Origin of the sequence: Metapseudomonas otitidis, from assembly GCF_900111835.1 — a bacterium.
Taxonomy (GTDB): domain Bacteria; phylum Pseudomonadota; class Gammaproteobacteria; order Pseudomonadales; family Pseudomonadaceae; genus Metapseudomonas; species Metapseudomonas otitidis.
Genome location: NZ_FOJP01000024.1, coordinates 22,032 through 43,285 on the forward strand (window position 1 = coordinate 22,032; position 21,254 = coordinate 43,285).

The window sequence follows — 21,254 nt, forward strand, 5'->3', positions numbered from 1 at the left end:
GTGAAGGTGGAGTGCTGTTTGGGAATTGGCTGCTTCGATTCTGATGGAGCGGGATCAAGACCGAGTGCGCGCCGCATCTCGACTTCAGTGAGTATTGTGTCAGTCAAGCGAGATCCCTAGACGATTGCGGGTGACGCCATTGTAGCGAGAAGTCGTGCTGACATGGCCTGAGTTCGATGCTGGCGAGCTAATAACCTCATCTCTGCAATATGGCTACGAATCACCAAAGTAGTCATCACGGTCGACTAGTCCGAATGGGCGTTCCTCGCAGGGCTGCTCATCGCTGAACAGATTCTGCGTGCGGCGCTCCTGCTTCAAAAACGCTAGCGCCGCGAAAAAGCAACTTTCGCATAGATTGACTCGATAGCGTTCGCCATCATGCCCTGCGCCATAGCCCCAGAGCGCCTGAAGCGTCCCGAACTGCTCGCCGTACCCCGGCACCCTCGTACTGGTAGCGCATACATCGCAAATGGTGTCTTTATGGCTCTCTGTCACCGGGCAGGCCTCATCTTCGTATTAAAAAGAGTAACCGAGGGCACTGCGCAACGGAGCGCCTTTTGCCAGTTTTCCAGCCCCGCTGCGTTAGCTCAAGCATGGCCTGGTGTGCCATGCCGGCGGTGGATATGGCAGGTCTTCAACAGATGCGGTTGGCGTTGGTTGATCATGGTTGTCCGCTGCACGTTTCTTGCGTTGCCGGCGGCGACCACTCCATTCCCTCTTCGAGGATCGGATGGCTTTCACTAACGACGATCAACGGTTTGTTCCGATTCTCCAGCGCGAACATGGCGATGGAGCCTTCGACGTCCACCGCCGGCACCTCCCCCTGTGGGTCAAGCCTGCCAACCCAGACATATTGCCGGGTCTCCAAACATGCGAGGTAATACGAAATACCCATGCTTCCTCCGAATTTGAATCAAGTCTATTACTGTGCCAATCCGGAACGGGAGGCGGTACTGCCGCAAACATCAAATGTTATCGCCAGTGCATTTTTAACCCAGGTGCCGACGCTATTCTGCCCTAACCCAGCAGTCTGAAAGCAAAATTCTACAACTCGCTTGGTGCTCGAAACTGGGTCAATGAAATTCCGGCATGTGGGTGGAAAATGCACAGGCGGCAACACGCATGCTGCAACTTCCTCTCGGTCTCCCTCCGCGACGTGTGCTTCTTGTTTTTTAACCTCATTTGAGGAAGAATAACCGGAAGTCACCGTTGTGTTAGGAGTCCTCAGATGCAGGCTTGCCAGGTATTCAGTGATCAGGATGAAATCGCCGCCCGTCTTGAACAGTTGAGTCTGGAGCGCGAGCCACTGCGTGAGGCTATCAATCAAGCTCACCTACAGCGGGTTCGCCTGACTCCTAACCATCCCAGCATTTTTCCCGGCCTTGAAATGTGGGGCTGGTTGGTAGGAGCGGTGCGCGATCAGCTGCGCCCACTAGGGTGGGTCGCGCATGAACAGTCGAACTACCCGCTTACCGTTCACTCGGCGCTCAATCTCGCGATTGCGGTCGCATCGGGGGATAGCTATGTTGGAAATCTGCTGGGGATGCCGAGCAGCCGATCCAGGAAGGGTAAAAATACAGTTGATGCTGTTGAGCGGAATTGCCAGTTCGACATGTTTGCTGACTTGCTGCCCGATCCGGAGGAGCTGCCTGAATCAGGCCCTCATGAGACCTGGATCCTGCTCCACCACACCGACACGGTGAAGAAGGAAATCCGCATCGAGCTCTCACGTCCATCGGGAATGGGTAAAGGCGGCAAGATCAATTTCTGGTCTGAACGCATCATGCTTGGCACCCTTGCTCTTGATGATGATTTCTTTGAGGTTACCTCCCCAGGCGGTCCGGATATCGACATCGAAATTCGCCGTAAAAGCTCGTGATAGATCATGTTTAATCCACAACGATTTGCGCTCGCCCGTCGCCGGCGAGGTATGAAAAAGCGTGAGCTTGCCACTCATATAGGAGTAACGGAGCGATCGGTCTCCGGCTACGAGAGCGGCACGCAGGAGCCTGAGCCTGGAACCCTGGCAAAAATCGCTAAAACGCTTCGGTTCCCCGAAGCGTTTTTCTTTGGTGATGATCCTGAGGTGCCAACGCCGGATGTTGCCAGTTTCCGGTCGCTCTCAAAGATGACTGCTGGCCTTAGGGATTCAGCTCTCGGTGCAGGCGCAATTGCGCTCCTGCTGAATGACTGGATCGAGCAACGTTTCGATTTGCCAGAGCCAGATCTTCCGGACCTGGGGTCCGAACGCGCTGCACTGACGAATTTTGAGGCGCTCGATAAGCTGGCACTATCACGCAGTGCCCAAGCGCCAGAGGCCGCTGCGGAGATGCTGAGGGCACACTGGGGTTTAGGTGAGCAGCCGGTTAAGAACATGATTGCGCTTCTTGAGTCGAAAGGCGTTCGTGTCTACTCACTTGCAATTGATGCAAAGGAGGTCGACGCGTTCTCGATGTGGAGTGGCGGCCGCCCCTTTATGTTCTTGAATACCTTTAAGTCGGCCGAGCGTTGCCGCTTTGACGCAGCTCATGAATTAGGACATTTGGTTATGCACCAGCATGCCCACCCACAAGGACCTGATTTAGAGCGTGAGGCGAATGCCTTTGCGTCGGCTTTTCTAATGCCACGTGCAAGCGTTCTAGCGATGGCTCCACGTTCGATCACTATCAAAAGCCTCATCAAATACAAGAAGCTCTGGTCCGTTTCTGTGGCAGCCTTAAATTACCGGCTTCATAGCCTGGGGCTTTCCACGGAGTGGGCTTACCGAACGCTGTGTATTCAGATTGCTCAAGAGGGCTATCGCACCGAAGAGCCGGAATCTATTGCTCATGAGCGGTCAGTGATCCTGGAGAAGATTTTCGCCGCGTTACGTGCAGATGGGGTTGGGAAAGCTGGCGTCGCGGGAGAACTGGCAATCAGTCCTGAGGAGATCAATGAATTGACGTTCGGATTGATGTTGAACGTGTTGAAGGGGCAGAGCGCTAACCCATCCGACTCTGGTGGGAAATCAGGTGCCCATCTTCGTTTGGTCAAGGGGTGAAGGGATGCCGCCGATGTCGCTTGGTCGGACTCGGCCAGCAACGGAAATCTGCCTGACAGAGCGTTAAGGAGCAAGCGTGTTGACGGTGTGTATGCGCGCTGACTGCTCCAACGCCATGCGCATCCATTTCGGCATTTTGCAGGCCATTAATGTGGTTAGGTCTTCAGGCCTGAGCACCTTCTTGATCGCGGCAATGCATTCCGGGGTCGAGCCGTCTTTACCGAGATAAAATAGTGCGCTGATAGCCGTCCCTACCTCGGTCCCGGCACGCTGCATGACCATTGGTGCCGCATGTACCAACCGGACCTCACCCTTACCTATAAAAAACGAGCGGCTGGGTCCGCTGGTGTAATAGATCGGAATGAGCGGCACCTGGGTGCTCAGTCCAAACAACCTGACCGCATGAGCGCCATGAATCTGAAGAACATGGCGGTTCTGCCTAGCGATCAAGCTCACTACTTCCCATACATTGGGGCGGACCCGTGCAACGTATCGACTGGATTTCGGGCGCATGTAAATTCCTCGATGCACCCGTTCAAGTTCGCCTTGGCTGACCAGCCGAGCTACTGCCTTGGATATGGCGCCACGCGCTCCAAGCTCCGCAAAGCGGCTGATGCAGAAGGGTTGCCCTTTGGGTAAGCGCTTGACCCGTTGCGCAATGCGGGTGGATACCGACAGAGCAAAATCAGTGCTGGACATTGCGGCTCTCATTTCTATCGAGTGAAGTCCAATGACGAGCTGAACAGCGGCTGATGAAAAGCGATCACCCGCCGTCGATATTCATCATCTGATGCATCGCTCACCAGGCACTCTTCAAGGCGCCCCAACGAGAGGATCTGGTCGGCCGACGGGTAGTGCCTGAGCAGGCTTTTCGCATAGCTGCGGATATCCTGAGGCAGCTCAGTGTTACGGGCGAGCTCTCGCAGGAACGCTTCGGTCTTGATGACGCTGCGGGTTCTTTCGTGAGGAAGGGTCAATGCGGCTATCTCCTGATTCAGTCAACCACGTCTGCCGACGCTTGAATTCTGGCCTCCATACAAGCATCAAAAGCAAGCCAGCAACTGTTGCCGGTAGTGCTTGGAAAAGCTGACCAGATGGTTTGGCTCAGCGGCAGAGCCCCCCAGGGATAAGGTGCATGTAGCACCTGCCCCAATTACCTGCGCAATGCCACTTCCATTACTGTCATCCAGGACATCGATATTGCCAGCAGCCCCAATCCAGCCAGATATTGAACCTGAAGTGGAGGCTGGCATCTCTACCTCGTTCAGCACTGCCAGGTCATCCGGTAGATCATCTGCAATTCTCTCTGCCAAGCACTGCAGTGTCGGCTCCGCTAACATGAATAGCCACGCCTGATTATCGGGCTCGCCTGTGCGCCGAAGCACTCGCCCAAGCACTTGTCGGTAATGCAGCTCAGTGCGGATGCGACTGAGGTAGCAGCACACCTGGAGTCGAGGAATGTCCGTGCCTTCGCTGATCATTCCAACTGCGATAATCCAACGGCAGGCGCTGTGTCTGAACGCATTGATAACCTGCTGCGCAGCCGGGGTTTTGTTGGTGACGATGCGGCAACCTTCACCCAGGGTTTCCAGGGCCAAAGCAATTTGCTGGGCGTGCTCGATGTCGGTGGCAACCACCAAGCCTGCCGCATCAGGCTTGATCAGGCGAAGCTCATCCAGCTTGCTGCACCCGAGACCGAGTAACTGATCAATCACCTCGTCATGACGCAACAGCTCTTCGTAGGTGACAGGGGACTCCCCCAATAGTTTGGCAATGCTGGGAAACATCCTGACAGTGCTCTCAGTGTCCAGCTCCTCGGTAAGTTTCACCTTCTGGTTGTCGAGGAGGACAATGCGAGGGGAGCGGCACACACCATCAGCAATGGCCTCTTTCAATCCGTAGCGGTAGTCGCAGATCAGGTACCCCTCGGGCGTCGAGTAGCGGGCCAGAGCAATGGCCCGGTCGTCCGAACGCCATGGGGTGCCGGATAGGGCCAGGGTGAAGGTGGCCCTGTCCTGTACCCGCTGAAGAATCTGTTGGCCCCAGGCGTTGCTCAGGAGTACATCATGGCCGGCGCAGTGGTGGATCTCGTCAAAAACCGCGAATACACGGTAGTCATCGAGGAGTCGCCAGAACGCCTCATCTCGGTATTCCATGGCTTGATAGGTGAACGCTGCACCAACTGCGCCGAGTTGGCCATCCAAGCGTCTGCCGAGCACCGCAGCAAAGGACGAGCGAAAGCCCTCGACAACCTGACAGGACGGAGCGAAGCAGAGCACCAGATCGATTCTGTCCTGCTCAAGCAGTCTGTTGGCCAGCTCTGCCGCCATGCGCGTCTTGCCGGCGCCCGGCGTTGCCTGGCAGAAGAAGTGCGGCGTGGTAGTGAAGTGCTCTAGTGCCGTGTCGATGCAGCGGCGTTGCCAGTCTCGAAGCAGTGTGGTCATCGTGCGGAGGCAAGCGTCTTGAGTGTCTTCTCGATGGCGCGAAGATGGCCCAGCAGGCGCGAGCTTCGGTCTCTAGCTTCCAGGTACTCGCCTTCGACCTTATCCCGGAGATGCGGCATATCATCGAGGAGCAGCTTGTATCGCTCCGCCTCGCCCATCGATGCCAGGAAGTCCAGCCTGATTTCCTTGAGGAGCGCTTCCAGGTGCTGATCCACATCGGCTGATGGTTGCGGTGCCGCCGCATTATTGAACGCTGACGGCTCCTGCTCTGACTCACAAGCGGTCTTATGGCTGTTCTCGAACCCGTTGTCGATCAGCTCCAGTTGCAGATGTGCCGGAATCGGCAGCAGGTGGTAGACCTGTCCCCGCGAACGGCGCTCTTCATCGAGCACAACCCAGCCCATGCGCAGCATTCTGCGGATCTGTTCATACACGTAGTGGCGCACATCGGCGATACGGAACTGTGTGCCCTTCAGGCGAGCAGCATAGGCGTCACGCAGTTCACGCGTCGTGAACCTTGCACACCCTTCCTCCTGAAGCAGCTCATACAGACGCCTGTCGAAGATAAACGAGGCCGATTTCATTGAGGCACCAGAAGAGTTAACGCAGCAGAAATGCGGATTATAATCCGTGGCCCCTGCGTCCGCAAACACACGATAGTGCCGCCTCAAGTGGAATTGAGACGGTCATGGAGAAGTTGGCGAAAGCGTTAGGGGAACGCATCCGGACGCAGAGAAAGGCCTGTGGGATTTCTCAGGATGCGTTAGCGCTGGCCTGCAGTATCGACCGTAGCTATATGGGGCGTATCGAGCGTGGTGAAGTAAACATCACCGTCGAGAAGCTGTATCGGATCGCAAGCGAGCTCGCCTGCGATCCATCCTGCCTTATGCCTCAGTTGTCAGAGCTGTAGCTCCGCATCTGATCGAGAGCGGTGTCCAAGAAGGCCTGACCAGATCCCGGCCTAATTTCGCTCTCGGATGCCCCCTGCTACTGCAGACAATACTTGGAGGTCTGCGGCTTTTTCGCATTACAGAAGCGCCTTCCTTTATCATCCCCGGCATCGTGTAGTGGTTGATTTCCCCGTTACTGGTTCAGGACACCCGGCTGTCGCTGTCAATGGCATTAGGCATACGTCAATACTGCTGAGCAGAGCGGAGTTGCTGATGCTAACGCCAAGCCGACAGAGCAGCATGTGCCGGCCGGGGGATGTAGCCATTACCCAAAATCCTAGCGGCTAAAATCGCCGCCTTCGCGCATCAGCGATCTGGACAGTGGTAAACCATGAATGCAGTAGAAATTGAGTCCGCCATATCGAACCTGGCCCTTGAGCCCTTTGACGCGGCGGAGTTCCCGTTCACCTTCCTGGCCGCGTTCGGCAACAAGGAAACCGCGCTCAAGCGCCTGCGCGCCGGCAACAACAACGCCTCGGACGTACCCGGCGGCGTACTACTGCGCAGTAACATCCATATCGCCACTTGCGAGCTTGGCGGCGTGGGCGAAACGCTCAAGGCGCTGCGTGCCAGCCCGGCCACTACAAAAGCCAAAGCCAAGTTCATACTAGCCACCGACGGACAAACGCTGGAGGCCGAAGAGCTGATCACAGGTGAAACCATCGCCTGCGACTACCCGGACTTTCCCAACCATTTCGGGTTCCTGCTGCCGCTCGCCGGCATCTCCACCATCAAGGAGATCAAGGACAACCCCATCGACGTGCGCGCCACCAGCCGCCTGAACAAGCTGTACGTCGAGCTGCTAAACGAGAACCCGGACTGGGCCAAGGCCGAACGCCGCCATGACATGAATCACTTTATGGCGCGGCTGATTTTCTGCTTCTTTGCCGAAGATACCGATATCTTCCGTGGCGATGGTCTGTTTACCAAGACAGTTGAGCAGTTTAGCGAGCGCGACGGTTCAAACACCCACCAGTTGCTGTCGGAAATCTTCCGCGCCATGAACATCAAGCTGGCCGAGCGCGCCACTGCTCAGCCACGCCTGCCCAGCTGGGCCAACACCTTCCCTTATGTGAATGGCGGTTTGTTCTCCGGTAGTACCGAAGTGCCACGCTTCACGCGCATGGCGCGCACTTACCTGCTGCACGCTGGCAAGCTCAACTGGAAAAAAATCAACCCAGACATCTTCGGCAGCATGATCCAGGCCGTAGCCGATGATGAAGAGCGCGGCGCACTGGGCATGCACTACACCAGCGTGCCCAATATCCTCAAGGTGCTGAATCCGCTGTTTCTGGATGACCTTCGGGAGCAACTGGATGCATGCGGTGACAACAAAGCCAAGCTGCTCAATCTGCGCAAGCGTATGGCACGCATCCGCGTATTTGACCCAGCCTGCGGCTCCGGCAACTTTCTAGTCATTGCCTACAAGCAGATGCGTGAGGTCGAGGCGGAAATCAATCGTCGCCGGGGCGAAGCCCACAACAAATCCGAAATACCGCTGACTAACTTCCGCGGTATCGAACTCCGCGACTTTCCGGCAGAGATTGCCCGCCTGGCGCTGATCATTGCCGAGTTTCAGTGCGACGTGCTCTATCGAGGCCAGCAGGATGCGTTGGCGGAATTTCTACCGCTGGATGCGCAAAATTGGATCATCTGCGGTAATGCGCTATGGCTGGACTGGCTGAACATCTGTCCTCCTACAGGCACAGCTGTGAAATTACTCGCAGATGACTTGTTCAGTACTCCACTTAATCAGGCGGAGATCGAATTCGCGAACGAAGGTGGAGAAACATATATTTGCGGGAACCCGCCATATGTTGGGACAAAGTACCAAACAAAAGACCAAAAAGACGACATAGCGGCACTATTTAAAAGCGAAGGCATAAATTCCGGAAACCTAGACTACGTTGGCTGCTGGCTCTTAAAGGCGGCGCAGTATGCTTCTAAAGTTGAGAGATTCGCCTTCTCGTTTGTGACAACCTCCAGCTTATTCCAAGGAGAGCAGGCTGAAATAGTCCTCCATACAATCTCTCGCTATAGTCTGAAAATTTACTGGTGTCATCCAAGCTTCATGTGGTCGAACAATGCATCTAATAATGCAGGTGTAACATGCAGTATCGTTGGCTGTGCTCGTGACGGGGCTCGACCTGAGCGATACATATATGGTGATGAGTCTAGGCGCAGAGTTGAGAACATCGGCCCATATCTTGTTCCAATGCCCGACATTGTTGTCTCAAAGCGACAGACTCCATTGTCGCAGGTATCTGCAATGAGTTATGGGAGCATGTCTAACGACAACGGTGAATTCACATTCTCCGATGACAGATACAGAGCCAGCATCAGTGCCAATCCGGAAAATAAGAGTATTTTCAAAGTCGCCGTAGGAGGAGCTGAATTCATCAGGGGGATTGTGCGAAGGAATATATATATCGATGAGACAACCACATTATCAAGTGCTCAGGAAGAAGAGTTTTCGGGCGTATTTGATCGCGTGCGCAAATATCGCGCAGCAAGCAATCGAGAAGCAACTCGAAAGCTAAGCGCAGTTCCAATGTATTTTGCCGAAAGAAGGCATGCGGCGGCATGTAAGATATTTATACCTCAGGTTTTATCTGAGCGAAGGGAATATGTTACATCGGGGCTGTTAGGTAGTGATGCTCTCGTTATTGCTCCGCACATGCAAATCGTCGGCGGGCACAGTTATGAATTCGCAATTATCAGCAGTAAAATTCATCATGTGTGGATTTCTACAGTATGTGGAAAGCTGAAGACGGACATTCGTTACTCAAACTTGCTCGGCTGGAATACCTTCCCCATACCACTGCTCACCGAACAGAACAAGGCCGATCTGACCCGCTGCGCCGAGGACATCCTGCTGGCTCGCGAAGCCCATTTTCCCGCGACCATTGCCGACTTGTACGATCCAGAAGCCATGCCGGACAACCTGCGCCACGCCCACGAGCGCAACGATGAAGTGCTGGAGCGTATCTACATCGGTCGTCGCTTCAAAAACGATACCGAGCGACTGGAAAAGCTGTTTGATCTCTACACCAAGATGACAGCGGGTACATTGGGGGCCGCATCGAAAAAGCCACGAGGGAAAAAGGTATGAGCGATATCCCTGCTAGCCTGACCACCTCCCCTGAAAGCTGCGGCGATTGGTTAGCTGATCTTGAAGGCCGCATCCACAATGCTCAGGCGATGGCACTCTCATGGAGCAAGAATCACAGTGACTAACACTACCAACCCGACCAACAGCTACACAGTGCCGTCGGTATCCATTGCTACCGCGCACACAGGGGCATCCAGCAAGGCCAATCAGCTAGGCATGCGTACCATGCAGGAGCGCGCTTATGCCAAGCGCGGTGAACAGTACTTGCTGATCAAGTCGCCGCCCGCATCTGGCAAGTCCCGCGCCCTGATGTTCATCGCCTTAGACAAGCTCCATAACCAGGGACTGCAACAGGCCATCGTCGTAGTGCCGGAGCGCTCCATTGGCGGCAGCTTTGCAGATGAGCCGCTGAGCCAACACGGCTTTTACTGGGACTGGCAAGTAGCCCCACAGTGGAACCTGTGTAATGCACCAGGTATTGATGAACCGCGTGTGGCCAAGTCCAAGGTGGATGCCGTGCGTGCCTTCCTGACCAGCAGCGACAAGGTGCTGGTCTGCACCCATGCCACCTTTCGTTTTGCCGTGGAAGAGTTGGGCATTGACACCTTCGACAACCGCCTAATTGCCATCGACGAGTTCCACCACGTTTCCGCCAACCCGGACAACAAACTGGGTAGCCAACTGAGCGCGTTCATCAGCCGCGACAAGGTGCATCTGGTGGCCATGACCGGCTCGTACTTCCGTGGCGACAGCGAGGCCGTGCTGGCCCCGTCGGACGAGAATAAGTTCGAGACGGTGACATACACCTACTACGAGCAGCTCAACGGCTATCGCTGGCTCAAGTCACTGGATATTGGCTACTTCTTCTACACCGGGAGATACGTGGATGCGGTCGCTAAGGTGCTGGACCCGGCGCTGAAAACCATCGTCCACATCCCACATCCAGCTGCTCGCGAAAGCCTTAAAGACAAGGAGCGTGAGGTCAATGAGATCATGAGCTCGCTGGGCGATTGGCAGGGTGTCGACTCGGTGACCGGCTTCCACCTGATCAAAGCCAAGGACGGCCGCACGCTGAAAGTGGCCGACCTTGTGGATGACAGCGACCCAGGAAAACGCTCCAAAGTGCTAGGCGCACTGAAAGACCCGGCTCAGAAGAACAACCGCGACAACGTGGATGTAATCATCGCCTTGGGCATGGCGAAGGAAGGCTTTGACTGGATCTGGTGTGAGCATGCCCTGACCATCGGCTACCGCTCGAGCCTGACCGAAATCGTGCAGATCATTGGCCGCGCCACGCGCGATGCTGAGGGCAAGGAACGCTCGCGCTTCACCAACCTGATCGCCGAGCCAATGGCTGATCAAGCAGCTGTAGCCGAGGCGGTAAACGATATGCTCAAGGCCATTTCCGCCAGCCTGCTGATGGAACAGGTGCTCGCCCCGCGCTATGAGTTCACCCCGAAAGATACCGGGCCGAAAGAAGGCTTCACTTACGGGCCGGAGGGGTATCAAACGGGTGGCACCAATCTGGGTGTGAATGAGACCACGGGCCAGTTCCATGTCGAGATCAATGGCCTGACCACACCGCAAAGCACAGAAGCCACGCGCATCTGCAAGGAAGATTTGAACGAAGTAGTAACCAGCTTCCTGCAGGACAAAACCGTGCTGGAGCGCGGTCTATTCGATAAGGAAAATACCTTGCCTGAGGAGCTGACCCAGCTGCGCATGGGCAAGATCGTGCGCGAGCGTTATCCCGACTTGAGCGACGTCGACCAGGAAGCCATCCGCCAACACGCCATCGCGGCCATGAACATTACCCAACAGGCCAAACTGGCTTTGGCGCAGGCAGATGCAAACGGTAGCGATAACGTGCAAGGCAGCAACGCACTGCTGGATGGCGTGCGCAAGTTCGTAAACGTGCGCGAGCTGGACATTGACCTGATCGACCGCATCAACCCCTTCGATGCCGCCTATGCGGTACTGGCGAAGGCGATGGATGAAAAGTCCCTGCGCCAGGTGCAGGCCAGCATTGCGGCCAAGAAGGTGAGCATTCCCGAAGACGAAGCACGAGAACTGGCAAAACGTGCTCTGCAGTTCAAGAATGAGCGTGGCCGCCTGCCTGACATCAATTCTGCTGATGCCTGGGAAAAGCGCATGGCCGAAGGTGTAGCTGCGTTGGCACGCTACCGCGCCCAGGCCAAAGCGGCACAGGGGGAATCCGCCAATGGCTGATATGAACGATGACGACCTTCTGGATGCGTTGGGGGTAGAAGTCCCCACGCTCAAGACAGCCACTCGAACTCCTCGCGAAGAACGCATCATCGCTGGTTTCGAGGACATTCAGCGCTTCTATCAGACCCACGGCCGCGCCCCACTGCATGGCGAAGACCGCGACATCTTCGAGCGCTTGTATGCCGTACGCCTGGATCAGCTGCGCAAGCTGCCGGAGGCACAAACCCTACTGGCCGGCCTGGATAGTCACGGCCTACTGTCAGGCAGTGCGGACGCCGCAGTAAATGTGGATGACCTGGATGAGGACGCCTTGCTCGCCGAGCTGGGCATCGGCAGTGAGTCCGTCGACCAGGACGACATCACAGTGTTGCGACATGTGCGCTCCAGCGCGGCAATCAGGGCGGCAGAAGAAATTGCCGCTCGAAACCCATGTAAAGACTTCGAGAAGTTCAAGCCGCTGTTTGATGAGGTGGAAGCGGGCCTCAAGCAGAAATTGTGGATAACCAAGCCCTTTGGCAAGAACGCGAGCATCGAGGCCGGGGACTTCTTCATTTTGAGCGGACTCATTGCCTATGTCGCCGAGGTGGGCGACACTTACAAGACGCCAAATGCGGAGATGAATGGGCGCTTGCGCGTCATCTACTCCAATGAGACGGAAAGCGATCTGCTATTACGATCCTTGCAGCGGGCGCTCTACAAAGACAGTGACGGGCGTGCCGGATCTCGGCTCATCAAGGTAGATTCCGGCCCACTGTTCAGCGACATAACCGAGCCGGACGACATCGAGACTGGCACTATCTATGTGCTGCGCAGCCAGTCCAGCCACCCATTCGTAGCCAAACACCGCGAGCTGATCCACAAGATTGGCGTGACCGGTGGCAAGGTGGAAACCCGTATAGCTGGGGCGAACAAAGATGCCACCTACCTATTGGCAGATGTGGAAGTGGTCGCTACTTACAAGCTGCACAACCTGAATCGCACCAGGCTGGAGAACATCTTCCACCGCCTGTTCGGCGCAGCGCAGTTGAACTTGACCATCGAAGACCGCTTCGGCAATCCGGTCAAGCCGAGGGAATGGTTCCTAGTACCACTGCATGTGATTGATGAAGCAGTTGAGCGTATTCGGGATGGATCGATTACCGGTGTAGCGTATGACCCGAAAACGGCTCGCCTGGTCAGTTAAGGCGCAGCTAAAGCGTGATGATCAAATCCGGGCGAAAGCCAGTCTCCTCGCCCGGATACCCCCTTGGGTTGCACACCGAGCGTGTGCGCAATACGGCATAGTCGAGGAGGTGTGCGAATGATTAGCCATTTTGTATCTCTTCAGGTCTTTTCTTGACCAAGGCATAAAGATCCAGGTTGGGGATGGCATTGGCGTTCAAAAGCATCCTCTCAATCATACGCAGTTGCTCTGCATTATTTCTTTTGAGAACCGCAACCTCAGCCTTCAAGTGCTCTATTTGCTCCACAAGCTTTACTTCAGAAGCAGTTATCTTTGTGAGCAGGGAAGGCGTTGCCCCCCGAAGTTGAGCTTTTTTGTTCTTATAAGATGTGTTGATACCCACATAAGTGCAGAGGGTTTGCCTAGTCGTTTTTATGCCAAGCTCAAGTTCAACCTTAGTCACCAGAGCATCCCACGTCAGCTTACCTACCCACTTAGCCAACATTATCTCTATCTTACGCTGCTGCTGAGCTGATATTTTTGGGACTACCACATCACACCTCGCCTTCAGACAGACCGAAAGAGGATAAAAGAGAGCGCAACTCGGGATTAGCATCAGATGCTGTTCTGGCAGTCTTATCTTCAATAATACCCTTCAGGCGAGCCTCAAAATCCGGTAGGGCACACGCGACCTTTGTAATGATCTTGGTATTTAGATCGGTCAAACTGAACTCAGAATTTTTATCTGAGTAACAAATCATCGTTCCGACAGCCTTACTTTTCATCAAATCATTCAGCATGGATAGAATATGGGTATTTCGCGAGTGAATTAGATACCACTGCCTCATTGCCTGGGAGCTTGGTAAGCGTGGATCACACGCTACCGATTCTAATCTCAAAGTTTGAAACGATAAATCTTTCTCAAAAAACTCGATTGTCTTCACATCGCCTGCTATGTGACAAGTATCCGGACACATGAAGCACTGCGAGACGAAATCGTTCAAATAATTGCAAGGCGTTACATTAAGATTTTGAGTACAAAGACCGGTGGAGGTGACAGATGCCGGCAGGTTGGTGGTTTGTGTAAGTTGATCTTGGGAAACGACTCGAATATCCCGCCTGTCGATATCTGGCGGATTCAATATCGCACTCACACGACTGGCTTTCTCGTCGTGAGTCGTATGAATATAAGTATGGGTTTGCTCGGGATTCTTTCTGCCAGACCAAGCAGTGATAATTTCAACTGGAATGCTACTTAAATCAGCAAGGGTGTTAGATAAGTGCCGCAGACTATGCGGTCGAAGAATTAATTCTGACGAAAATCCGTAATCCTGAAAAATCGATGTCGTGTAGCGCCCCTGGCCGACCAGTCGAGTAAGAACCGAGGCGCCTAGCGACGCTAATGGCACCACCGCATAGTTTGTCTTTTGAAAAACCTTCCCACCACTTCCGACACTCTCGGGCGCACCATAAAGCCAACTCCCCAAGAAGCAGAACATGGCATCCTTAAGTTTGATACTTGATTCTCCGGTTGAAAATGAGAGCGGAAATTCCGGCAAAATTGATGTCCTATAGAAAGCAATCCACCACTCCTGCACTTCTTCAACCGAAACGACAGACTTATCGGAAAAAACTTTTGGCATATTGGCGTACCCGAACAAGTGGGGTAATCCTGCTAAAGCTGCACTTCTCGTTTGCGACACGGACAACTGATCTTGAGGCTGCAACGAGTAAATCGGTTTTTTTTCGAAAAAACGACCTCTTTGACTTTGATGGATGGAAGTCAGATCAGCTCCTTCCTTAAGGACCGGAACGCAATCATTAACCCCATAAAACCCTAAAGCATACCCCAATGTGAAAAGATTAGGCCGTTTGGTTAAATTTAAATTTCTCTCTAGCTCTGGTTCCATTTCGAACCCACTGAGCAACGCTTTCAAGCTTTTGCCCGGACTCTCGTAGAATCGACAGAGAATTCTTGCAGGCTCGCATGCCTTGTAGAAGAAGTTTAGGGCTTTCTTTATCGGCTCAGCGAGCACCGCAAGTACGTGATTTTTGTGGTTCCCGTAGCCTTTACTTCCAATCCAGTCGAGATAATAAACTGGCTCTCCATTACTTTCAGAGTAACAATGCAGTTTTTGTTTAGGCAGAACTGGTATTTCCGCAGAAATTCGATTGGGCGATGCCAGCGACAGTAGTGCAGAAGTCACCACTAAGGCATCATGGATTTTTATCTCTTTACCAGGGCTCAGCGAGCCATGTTCATCCACATACTCAAACACACTAGAGAAGATGTCGGCTAGCGCAAGTACTGTTTGGGTATCTGGAAGTTTCTCCAGCGTATTGTCAAACGCGGCATGTCCCGTCCTGTCTCTGTTGTCGCTGCCCTTCAGGTTGACCTTTCGCATCACCCCCTTTTCAGCGCAGAACGCGAGAAACGGCCGCAAGCGGTCAGCTGAACGCGCCCCCAAATTAAGGCCGGTGATTGTGGACTCTGATTGCTCATAGAGATCACCATCTATGAGTGACAACATCTTCCTAGCTACCGACGTCCGAGCTTGTTTTTCTTTGGCGGAAAGTGGTGTATTAGTTGTTTCTATGATCCATATTTTTATCAGGTGGTCATAGGGGTAAGGAAGGGCGTCTATGGGGTGGTTGCCGGCGTTTCCTTTGCCCTTGCGGCCATGTACACCGCACAAGAATCGGGTTCGGCGGCCAGTATTGGGATCAATATGATACCAGACCAAATCATCAAACTCCGCTTTCTTGCCGCCATGCCCTTCAAATTGCGCTAGCTTGGCTTCGCGATATTCGCTGATGAGCCGTTCCAATCGGCCAAGGTATTTGTTAAGCATCGATTGTGCGCCGCCTTGCGAGTTCTTCATCGCAAACCATTATTGTTTGCCTCACCCAAACAATCTGTCTCTCCAATTTTTCAATACTGCGAGCGTAAAGAGGACTAACTAGGGAGTTGCGGTTTGCAGCAAGCTTGCCCTCTGCATCAGCCAATACCGACCTGTGATCAGCTTCTAGCATCGGACGAAAGTTTGGGCACCCATAACACCCCAATGGTCTCCCTAAAACAGTTGAACAGGTCGCGCAGGAATGCTTGTTGAGTGCCCCACCAACAGGGTTGAACTTATTGTCGACAATGACCTCATCGCCTTCCGGAACGACAGTTAAGGTATGGCTAAAAGCCTTCTTTAGAAACTCATTTCCGATATACTTTGTGTCAATCTCTCTCCTAGATACATAATCCAAATCTATGTAATGCCTTGCAGCCGGCACGGTGACACCTGTCATCTTGGCCAATTGAACGGCGGGCAGACCATTTTGAGCACCGCGAGTTAATACGGTGTGACGAATTCTGTTGGAAGTAGCCATACATTCGACAGTTCGATCAGAGGCAACCGGAACCCATCTCATGGCCTGTGCAACTGCAGTCTCCGATATGTGGTAGGCAGTAGACTTTGGCGTAAACATGCTTTTGAACAAATCTAAAGAGTCAAATCGCACTTCAAAAAAATCAACCGCTGGAAACATAGGCATATCATTCATGAGGCTCAAGAGTTCAGATTGATCCACTTGAATCTCTGCTGAGTCCATCACTAGTCTGAGCCCTTCCAATACCACCCGTTTATAGTCTATAAGAACCCTTGAGATATATTCGGAAAGATGTATAGGATAGCGCTCGGGCCGCTCCCTTGAGAATTGTGCGCCCTTAGACTTAACTATGAACACTCTAAGCTGCAATGTTTGCCCCCCTACCGTGCCGATTTCGTCCACAGGAAGAATTCCCGCGTCGCGAAAACTCGCACCCGAGGGGATCAAATCAGACCATTTCAATAGCGCAATTTGAATTGGCCGCCTTACGATGGAGAGCAACAACTTGTTAGTGACTATATTTCTGAGCCGCGCATATAGCCTCGGCGACTGAAAAAACAAAAGATCCCGACTGGCGCCCCAGTCGAACTCTTGTATATTTTCATTGATCTGCCTGGCTAACGAGTCAAACTCAATATCGCTTAGTGCCCCAATGGAAGGATCAAGAGTATTGTCTTTACCCTTGTCCAAATGTGTCCGCGTAAACTTGTGATATTCTTCATACCGTGTATTACCTTGCCTAGAGAGCGTCCCAAAGAACTGATTGAGCCCCTTCTTATTGTTTGTCTGCAGCCCACTCCATATAGATTTAACTCTGGCTAACGACGGAATGCCATTCAACATAAATGGCTTTACATTGCAAACGATACCTGACGCCGTACTCGCAGCCTTGGTTCGCACGTAGTCCACAAATACACTCAGAATTAATTTTTTATCATCATCTGGCATGTTAGACGAATGAACCCAGTCAACGCACAACCGTTTTCCTTTTCCATTATTCGGCAGTAATATCCATACATCGTCTGAGGTATTTACCATCAGGCCAGATTTGGCCGTAATCCATGAGCCTTCATTAGTCAGAGACTTAAAAACTTCCCGCCTCTTCTCGCGAGTCATTTTTGCTGATCCACTCTTTTTTGATGCGCCATTGATATCTCTCTCGTCTTCAGCGCAATTCTCTTTTCATTATATCGTCTGTTCTGAGTCGTATTTTGCGACCAGCCCATGGCATATTTTCTAGCATCCTCAAGCAAAGCCGGATTGACCCCAAGCGACTCCCCTTTCTTATCAAAAATTTCATTCCATTTGTGGCGCAACAAATGAGGATGGACATGAAAGCCCAGCGATCTAGAGAGCTTTTGAAATATTGCATTTATTGCCTTTAAAGAAAGAGGCTGACCCGCAGTGCCTTTAGAGTCATTTTCGCTGACAAACACGAAGTCATGGAATTGCGCACGAGGAAAGACAATACGAACGTTGTCAATATAGAACTTAACCTTCTCCAAAAAACCTGGATCAACCGAGGCGAAGTGTGCTTTTGTCTTTTGATTGGGTTTTTCAGAGCGCGGATCTGTTGGATCATTTGCAGATCGATAAATAGCTAGCTGATCGTTAGTGCCATGAAATAGACAGTCAGAAATCTTCAATTTTGCCAGCGCACCTCTTCTGATGCCGCTTAGGACTAGCAAATTGACGATCAAGTAATTCCTCACCCTAGATGCTTTAAAGGGATTATTAGGAGATGACGGCATCAACATCTCTAAAAACTTTACGAAAACGTCATCCGGGATCACCGATTCCTCAGGATCGCCGACATGTTGCTCTCCATTCTTGCCAAGGGCATCTTCATCTAACCTAATTTTTGAAATAAGCCCATTAAATTTATTTTTTGTTTTTTCGTCAGCATCTTGCACTTCGTGAAACTCATCGAACAGCCATAAAAGAAATTGTCGAAGTCGTCTGATGCGACCTTGCAAGGTTTCGCTAGCGACCTTTGTCATCCCTTTCTGATTGGCAACAATGATGTTCCTTAAATGTTTATCATTTATATCTAGAAATCTTATATTTATACCTTCATCACCAGAACCCTTACTTAAGCAGCATCTGTCATAGAACTGCATGTACTCCATCTGGGATATAAAAATGCCCGATGCAACTCGTTCGGGTAGGTCAATATTTTTTTCCGAAAAGTACTGCAGCACGAACAGCAGTTCATTTGCGTACCTAAATCTCGTATTGGCCGATTTAGCAGATAAAGCGCCATTGAGATAGCAGGAAACATACGGATCAATAGGGCAATCCGCTTCGTCCACTATCGACACGAAGGGCAACGAATTGAATTGGTATCGTTTGACTTTCATGATTGACAAAAAAGCTAGTCCAATAACCGATTTAGTTACAAACTAGCCCACAAATGAGTTCTGTCAAACGAGAGGAAAGAAAAAGCGACGGAAGGCGGGGCTTACAGGCAATGTCTACAGGTTTATAGGCTTTACAAATATTTTTTTGGTTATAACTTGCCGCCGGACAGGCAGACCATCACCTTGTCGCCGTCCTCGATCATGTTGAAGTCGGCGATGGCCTCGCCGGCCTGGCGACGGATGCGTTTCTGCAGCTTGTTCTGGTTGACCGAAAGGGTGCCCATGGTGCTCTGGAGTCCGGGTGCGATGCGAAAAGCTGGCCATTTTACGCACAAAGCACGCGCCGCCCCAGTCCCTCCAGAGCCCGGGCGACCACCTGCGGCCCGCGTCGCATTCCCCGTGCAGCACAACCTGCTAGGCTCGCCCGATGAATCACGACCTCGACCCCACCCAGGACCTCGCCGACCAGGTGCTCGACCTGCTGCGCGCCGCCCCCGACGGCCTCGGCGAGTTCGAGCTGATCAAGCGCCTCAAGGCCGGTCACAGCACCCACATCCCCCAGCTCGGCCTGAACGACCACCTGGTGCTGTTCCGCACCCACTTCCTGCTGTTCAACGCCCTCTATCGTCTGCGCGACCGCCTGCTGGCCGAACGCAGCGGCTGGCTGGCCATCGGCGCCCTGCACATCCAGCTGCTGCCCTACCAGGCCGGCGAGGCCGCCCTGGAGGCACCCGACCCGCTGCGCGCCTACTACCTGGACATGAACCAGCTGCGCGACACCACCGAGCGCGACGTCGACCGCCTGCTGGCCAGCTTCTGGACGCGCATGCAGGGCGGCGAAGAGAAGCGTGCCGCCCTGGAACTGTTCGAGCTGGACACCGAGGCCCCGCTGGACCTCGCCGTGATCCGCCGCCGCTACCGCCAGCTGGTCAGCCTGCACCACCCCGACCGGGGCGGCAGCACCAGCCGCCTGCAGTCGATCAACAAAGCGATGGAAATATTGCAACGCTATTACCACTGAGGGTTAAGCGCGATTTGCTCTAAAGCCCCGAGCTGCGCGGCCTCCAGCCTGCCCTATACTGCGACACAAGGTCGCAGGCCCAGCCCACCGGCAGGCCCGCACCCCGCGCCCCGAACAGGGGGCGGTCTCATAAAAAGAGAGGAGGTGTTCAGCATGATCCATCACGTCTGGGGGCTCTTCACCCATCCCGATCAGGAATGGCAGGACATTCGTGGCGAAGAAGAAAGCATCAGCCACATGTACCTCACCCACATCCTGATCCTCGCTGCCATACCCGCTATCTCCGCCTACATCGGCACCACCCAGGTCGGCTGGGTGATCGGCAAGGGCGACCCCGTGCTACTCACACCATCCAGCGCCCTGCAGATGACGGTGCTGTCCTACCTGGCCATGCTCGCCGGCGTCGCCGTCATGGGCGCCTTCATCCACTGGATGGCGCGCACCTACGACGCCTCGCCGAGCCTGACCGAGTGCATCGTGTTCGCCGCCTACACCGCCACCCCGCTGTTCATCGGTGGCCTCGCCGCGCTCTACCCGCACCTGTGGCTGGGCATGGTCATCGGCACCGCCGCCATCTGCTATACGGTGTACCTGCTCTACGTGGGCATACCGACCTTCATGAACATCCCGCAGGACGAAGGCTTCCTCTTCTCCAGCTCCGTGCTGGCGGTAGGCCTGGTGGTGCTGGTGGCCATGATCGCCACCTCCGTCATCCTCTGGGGCATGGGCGTCGGCCCCGTCTACATCCGCTGACCGTCTTGCCGTGAACCGGGCCACCCCACGGGGTGGCCCTTTGCTGTGCGCCGTACCACTCGCCGAAAAAGTTGAAACCTCCCCCGCCGCTGTCCTCCAACCTTTCGAGACCGGGCCCGCGCCCGACCACCGGAACAGAAGGAGACGGACATGGCCCCGCACCTGCTCACCCTCTTCACCCGCCCCGAGCAAGCCTGGCAGGACATCCGCGCCCAGGAGACCCGCAACCCGCTGCACTACCTCGGGCACCTGCTGCTGCTCGCCCTCATCCCCGCCATCAGCCTCTACATCGGCACCACCGTGGTCGGCTGGAGCCTGGCCGAGGACGAAGTGGTGCGCCTCGACACCGCCAGCGCCCTGGAGCTGTGCGCCGGCCTGTACCTGGCCGCCGTGCTCGGCACCCTGCTGATGGGCGCCTTCGTGCGCTGGATGGCGCGAGCCTTCGAAACCCGCCCCGGCTTCAACGAATGCGTCGGCTTCGTCGCCTACACCGCCACCCCGCTGTTCATCGCCGGGCTCGCCGCGCTCTACCCCACCCGCTGGCTGGCCGTGCTGGTCCTGGGCCTGGCCGGTGCCTACGCCAGCGTCCTGCTCTACCTGGGCACCCCGGTGTTCATGCGCCTGAACCGTGAGCAGGCCTTCCTCTACGCCTCCTCGATCTGGGGCGTCGGGCTGCTGGTGCTGGTGAACGTGCTGGTCTCGATGATCCTCCACTGGCACCTCTACCTGACCCCGGAATACCGCTGACCCGGTCGCACCACTCGGCAGGAGAACGCAGCGGGCGTCCACCGCTTTGGGCATA

Annotated in this window: 19 protein-coding genes and 1 pseudogene; 9 read left to right on the forward strand and 11 right to left on the reverse strand. The window is 54.2% G+C overall.

Annotation, left to right across the window (positions count from 1 at the left end):
* Positions 1–213 precede the first annotated feature (213 nt).
* Together BM198_RS30590 and BM198_RS26000 are read right to left on the reverse strand one after the other, a co-directional pair.
* A complete protein-coding gene (locus tag BM198_RS30590; protein ID WP_058133589.1) occupies positions 214–495 on the reverse strand; it encodes a hypothetical protein in 282 nt (93 codons plus the stop codon).
* Between the two features lie 166 nt (positions 496–661).
* Positions 662–895 carry a hypothetical protein gene (locus BM198_RS26000; protein ID WP_031653269.1) on the reverse strand — a complete coding sequence of 78 codons (234 nt, stop codon included), beginning with the start codon at positions 893–895 and terminating at the stop codon, positions 662–664.
* Between the two features lie 333 nt (positions 896–1,228).
* Between BM198_RS26000 and BM198_RS26005 the strand changes: the two genes are divergently transcribed.
* Both BM198_RS26005 and BM198_RS26010 read left to right on the forward strand, forming a co-directional pair.
* The gene (locus BM198_RS26005; RefSeq protein WP_031653270.1) at positions 1,229–1,879 is read left to right on the forward strand and encodes a hypothetical protein; all 651 of its coding nucleotides are present in this window, start codon (positions 1,229–1,231) and stop codon (positions 1,877–1,879) included.
* Positions 1,880–1,885: 6 nt separating this feature from the next.
* Positions 1,886–3,040, forward strand: a complete 1,155-nt coding sequence (locus tag BM198_RS26010) for a helix-turn-helix domain-containing protein (protein ID WP_031653271.1) — start codon at positions 1,886–1,888, stop codon at positions 3,038–3,040.
* A 63-nt stretch (positions 3,041–3,103) separates the two neighbouring features.
* On the opposite strand, the gene BM198_RS26015 is transcribed toward BM198_RS26010, so the two are convergent.
* From BM198_RS26015 to BM198_RS26030, 4 genes are all read right to left on the reverse strand, one after another.
* The gene (locus BM198_RS26015; RefSeq protein WP_034012863.1) at positions 3,104–3,739 is read right to left on the reverse strand and encodes a DUF6088 family protein; all 636 of its coding nucleotides are present in this window, start codon (positions 3,737–3,739) and stop codon (positions 3,104–3,106) included.
* 14 nt (positions 3,740–3,753) lie between these two features.
* Positions 3,754–4,017, reverse strand: a complete 264-nt coding sequence (locus tag BM198_RS26020) for a BPSL0761 family protein (protein ID WP_034012860.1) — start codon at positions 4,015–4,017, stop codon at positions 3,754–3,756.
* A gap of 66 nt (positions 4,018–4,083) precedes the next feature.
* Positions 4,084–5,484 (reverse strand): DEAD/DEAH box helicase, encoded by a 1,401-nt coding sequence (locus BM198_RS26025; protein WP_034012858.1) that lies wholly within the window; start codon positions 5,482–5,484, stop codon positions 4,084–4,086.
* A complete protein-coding gene (locus BM198_RS26030; protein WP_034012855.1) occupies positions 5,481–6,068 on the reverse strand; it encodes a hypothetical protein in 588 nt (195 codons plus the stop codon). Before BM198_RS26030 ends, BM198_RS26025 begins: the two co-directional genes overlap by 4 nt.
* Before the next feature lie 104 nt (positions 6,069–6,172).
* On the opposite strand from BM198_RS26030, the gene BM198_RS26035 reads away from it, so the two are divergent.
* From BM198_RS26035 to BM198_RS26050, 4 genes are all read left to right on the forward strand, one after another.
* Positions 6,173–6,394 (forward strand): helix-turn-helix domain-containing protein, encoded by a 222-nt coding sequence (locus BM198_RS26035; protein WP_023083092.1) that lies wholly within the window; start codon positions 6,173–6,175, stop codon positions 6,392–6,394.
* A 371-nt stretch (positions 6,395–6,765) separates the two neighbouring features.
* Positions 6,766–9,546 (forward strand): class I SAM-dependent DNA methyltransferase, encoded by a 2,781-nt coding sequence (locus BM198_RS26040; protein ID WP_074973551.1) that lies wholly within the window; start codon positions 6,766–6,768, stop codon positions 9,544–9,546.
* Positions 9,547–9,663: 117 nt separating this feature from the next.
* Entirely contained in the window at positions 9,664–11,775 is a 2,112-nt protein-coding gene (locus tag BM198_RS26045; protein WP_034012848.1) for a DEAD/DEAH box helicase, read from the forward strand.
* A complete protein-coding gene (locus BM198_RS26050; protein WP_031653272.1) occupies positions 11,768–12,958 on the forward strand; it encodes a GIY-YIG nuclease family protein in 1,191 nt (396 codons plus the stop codon). The genes BM198_RS26045 and BM198_RS26050 overlap by 8 nt, the downstream gene beginning before the upstream one ends.
* Positions 12,959–13,079: 121 nt before the next feature.
* Here BM198_RS26050 and BM198_RS26055 read toward each other — a convergent pair whose 3' ends face one another.
* The 5 genes and pseudogenes from BM198_RS26055 to BM198_RS30335 all read right to left on the reverse strand — a co-directional run.
* A complete protein-coding gene (locus BM198_RS26055; protein WP_124084210.1) occupies positions 13,080–13,400 on the reverse strand; it encodes a hypothetical protein in 321 nt (106 codons plus the stop codon).
* 91 nt (positions 13,401–13,491) lie between these two features.
* On the reverse strand, positions 13,492–15,819 hold the full coding sequence (locus BM198_RS26060; protein WP_034012844.1) for a hypothetical protein: 2,328 nt from the start codon (positions 15,817–15,819) through the stop codon (positions 13,492–13,494).
* Complete coding sequence (locus BM198_RS26065) at positions 15,782–17,434, reverse strand: hypothetical protein (RefSeq protein ID WP_034012842.1); 1,653 nt, start codon at positions 17,432–17,434, stop codon at positions 15,782–15,784. Before BM198_RS26065 ends, BM198_RS26060 begins: the two co-directional genes overlap by 38 nt.
* Positions 17,431–18,630: a site-specific integrase gene (locus BM198_RS26070; protein ID WP_244165741.1), complete on the reverse strand. Its 1,200-nt coding sequence runs from the start codon at positions 18,628–18,630 to the stop codon at positions 17,431–17,433. Before BM198_RS26070 ends, BM198_RS26065 begins: the two co-directional genes overlap by 4 nt.
* Before the next feature lie 203 nt (positions 18,631–18,833).
* Positions 18,834–18,962 (reverse strand): annotated as a pseudogene (locus BM198_RS30335) (tRNA 2-thiocytidine(32) synthetase TtcA); the annotation flags it as partial.
* Between the two features lie 143 nt (positions 18,963–19,105).
* Here BM198_RS30335 and BM198_RS26075 point away from each other — a divergent pair.
* The 3 genes from BM198_RS26075 (at position 19,106) to BM198_RS26085 (ending at position 21,199) form a co-directional block, all read left to right on the forward strand.
* Positions 19,106–19,699 carry a DNA-J related domain-containing protein gene (locus BM198_RS26075; RefSeq protein ID WP_044412576.1) on the forward strand — a complete coding sequence of 198 codons (594 nt, stop codon included), beginning with the start codon at positions 19,106–19,108 and terminating at the stop codon, positions 19,697–19,699.
* 153 nt (positions 19,700–19,852) lie between these two features.
* Positions 19,853–20,452: a Yip1 family protein gene (locus BM198_RS26080; protein WP_044412634.1), complete on the forward strand. Its 600-nt coding sequence runs from the start codon at positions 19,853–19,855 to the stop codon at positions 20,450–20,452.
* 150 nt (positions 20,453–20,602) lie between these two features.
* Positions 20,603–21,199: a Yip1 family protein gene (locus BM198_RS26085; RefSeq protein ID WP_074973556.1), complete on the forward strand. Its 597-nt coding sequence runs from the start codon at positions 20,603–20,605 to the stop codon at positions 21,197–21,199.
* Positions 21,200–21,254 lie beyond the last annotated feature (55 nt).

Bases quoted from the DNA above. Each gene is read 5' to 3' on its own strand.
- BM198_RS26000 (WP_031653269.1), bottom strand. From the start codon at position 895: ATGGGTATTTCGTATTACCTCGCATGTTTGGAGACCCGGCAATATGTC.
- BM198_RS26005 (WP_031653270.1), top strand. From the start codon at position 1,229: ATGCAGGCTTGCCAGGTATTCAGTGATCAGGATGAAATCGCCGCCCGT.
- BM198_RS26010 (WP_031653271.1), top strand. From the start codon at position 1,886: ATGTTTAATCCACAACGATTTGCGCTCGCCCGTCGCCGGCGAGGTATG.
- BM198_RS26015 (WP_034012863.1), bottom strand. From the start codon at position 3,739: ATGTCCAGCACTGATTTTGCTCTGTCGGTATCCACCCGCATTGCGCAA.
- BM198_RS26025 (WP_034012858.1), bottom strand. From the start codon at position 5,484: ATGACCACACTGCTTCGAGACTGGCAACGCCGCTGCATCGACACGGCA.
- BM198_RS26030 (WP_034012855.1), bottom strand. From the start codon at position 6,068: ATGAAATCGGCCTCGTTTATCTTCGACAGGCGTCTGTATGAGCTGCTT.
- BM198_RS26035 (WP_023083092.1), top strand. From the start codon at position 6,173: ATGGAGAAGTTGGCGAAAGCGTTAGGGGAACGCATCCGGACGCAGAGA.
- BM198_RS26040 (WP_074973551.1), top strand. From the start codon at position 6,766: ATGAATGCAGTAGAAATTGAGTCCGCCATATCGAACCTGGCCCTTGAG.
- BM198_RS26050 (WP_031653272.1), top strand. From the start codon at position 11,768: ATGGCTGATATGAACGATGACGACCTTCTGGATGCGTTGGGGGTAGAA.
- BM198_RS26060 (WP_034012844.1), bottom strand. From the start codon at position 15,819: ATGAAGAACTCGCAAGGCGGCGCACAATCGATGCTTAACAAATACCTT.
- BM198_RS26065 (WP_034012842.1), bottom strand. From the start codon at position 17,434: ATGACTCGCGAGAAGAGGCGGGAAGTTTTTAAGTCTCTGACTAATGAA.
- BM198_RS26075 (WP_044412576.1), top strand. From the start codon at position 19,106: ATGAATCACGACCTCGACCCCACCCAGGACCTCGCCGACCAGGTGCTC.
- BM198_RS26080 (WP_044412634.1), top strand. From the start codon at position 19,853: ATGATCCATCACGTCTGGGGGCTCTTCACCCATCCCGATCAGGAATGG.
- BM198_RS26085 (WP_074973556.1), top strand. From the start codon at position 20,603: ATGGCCCCGCACCTGCTCACCCTCTTCACCCGCCCCGAGCAAGCCTGG.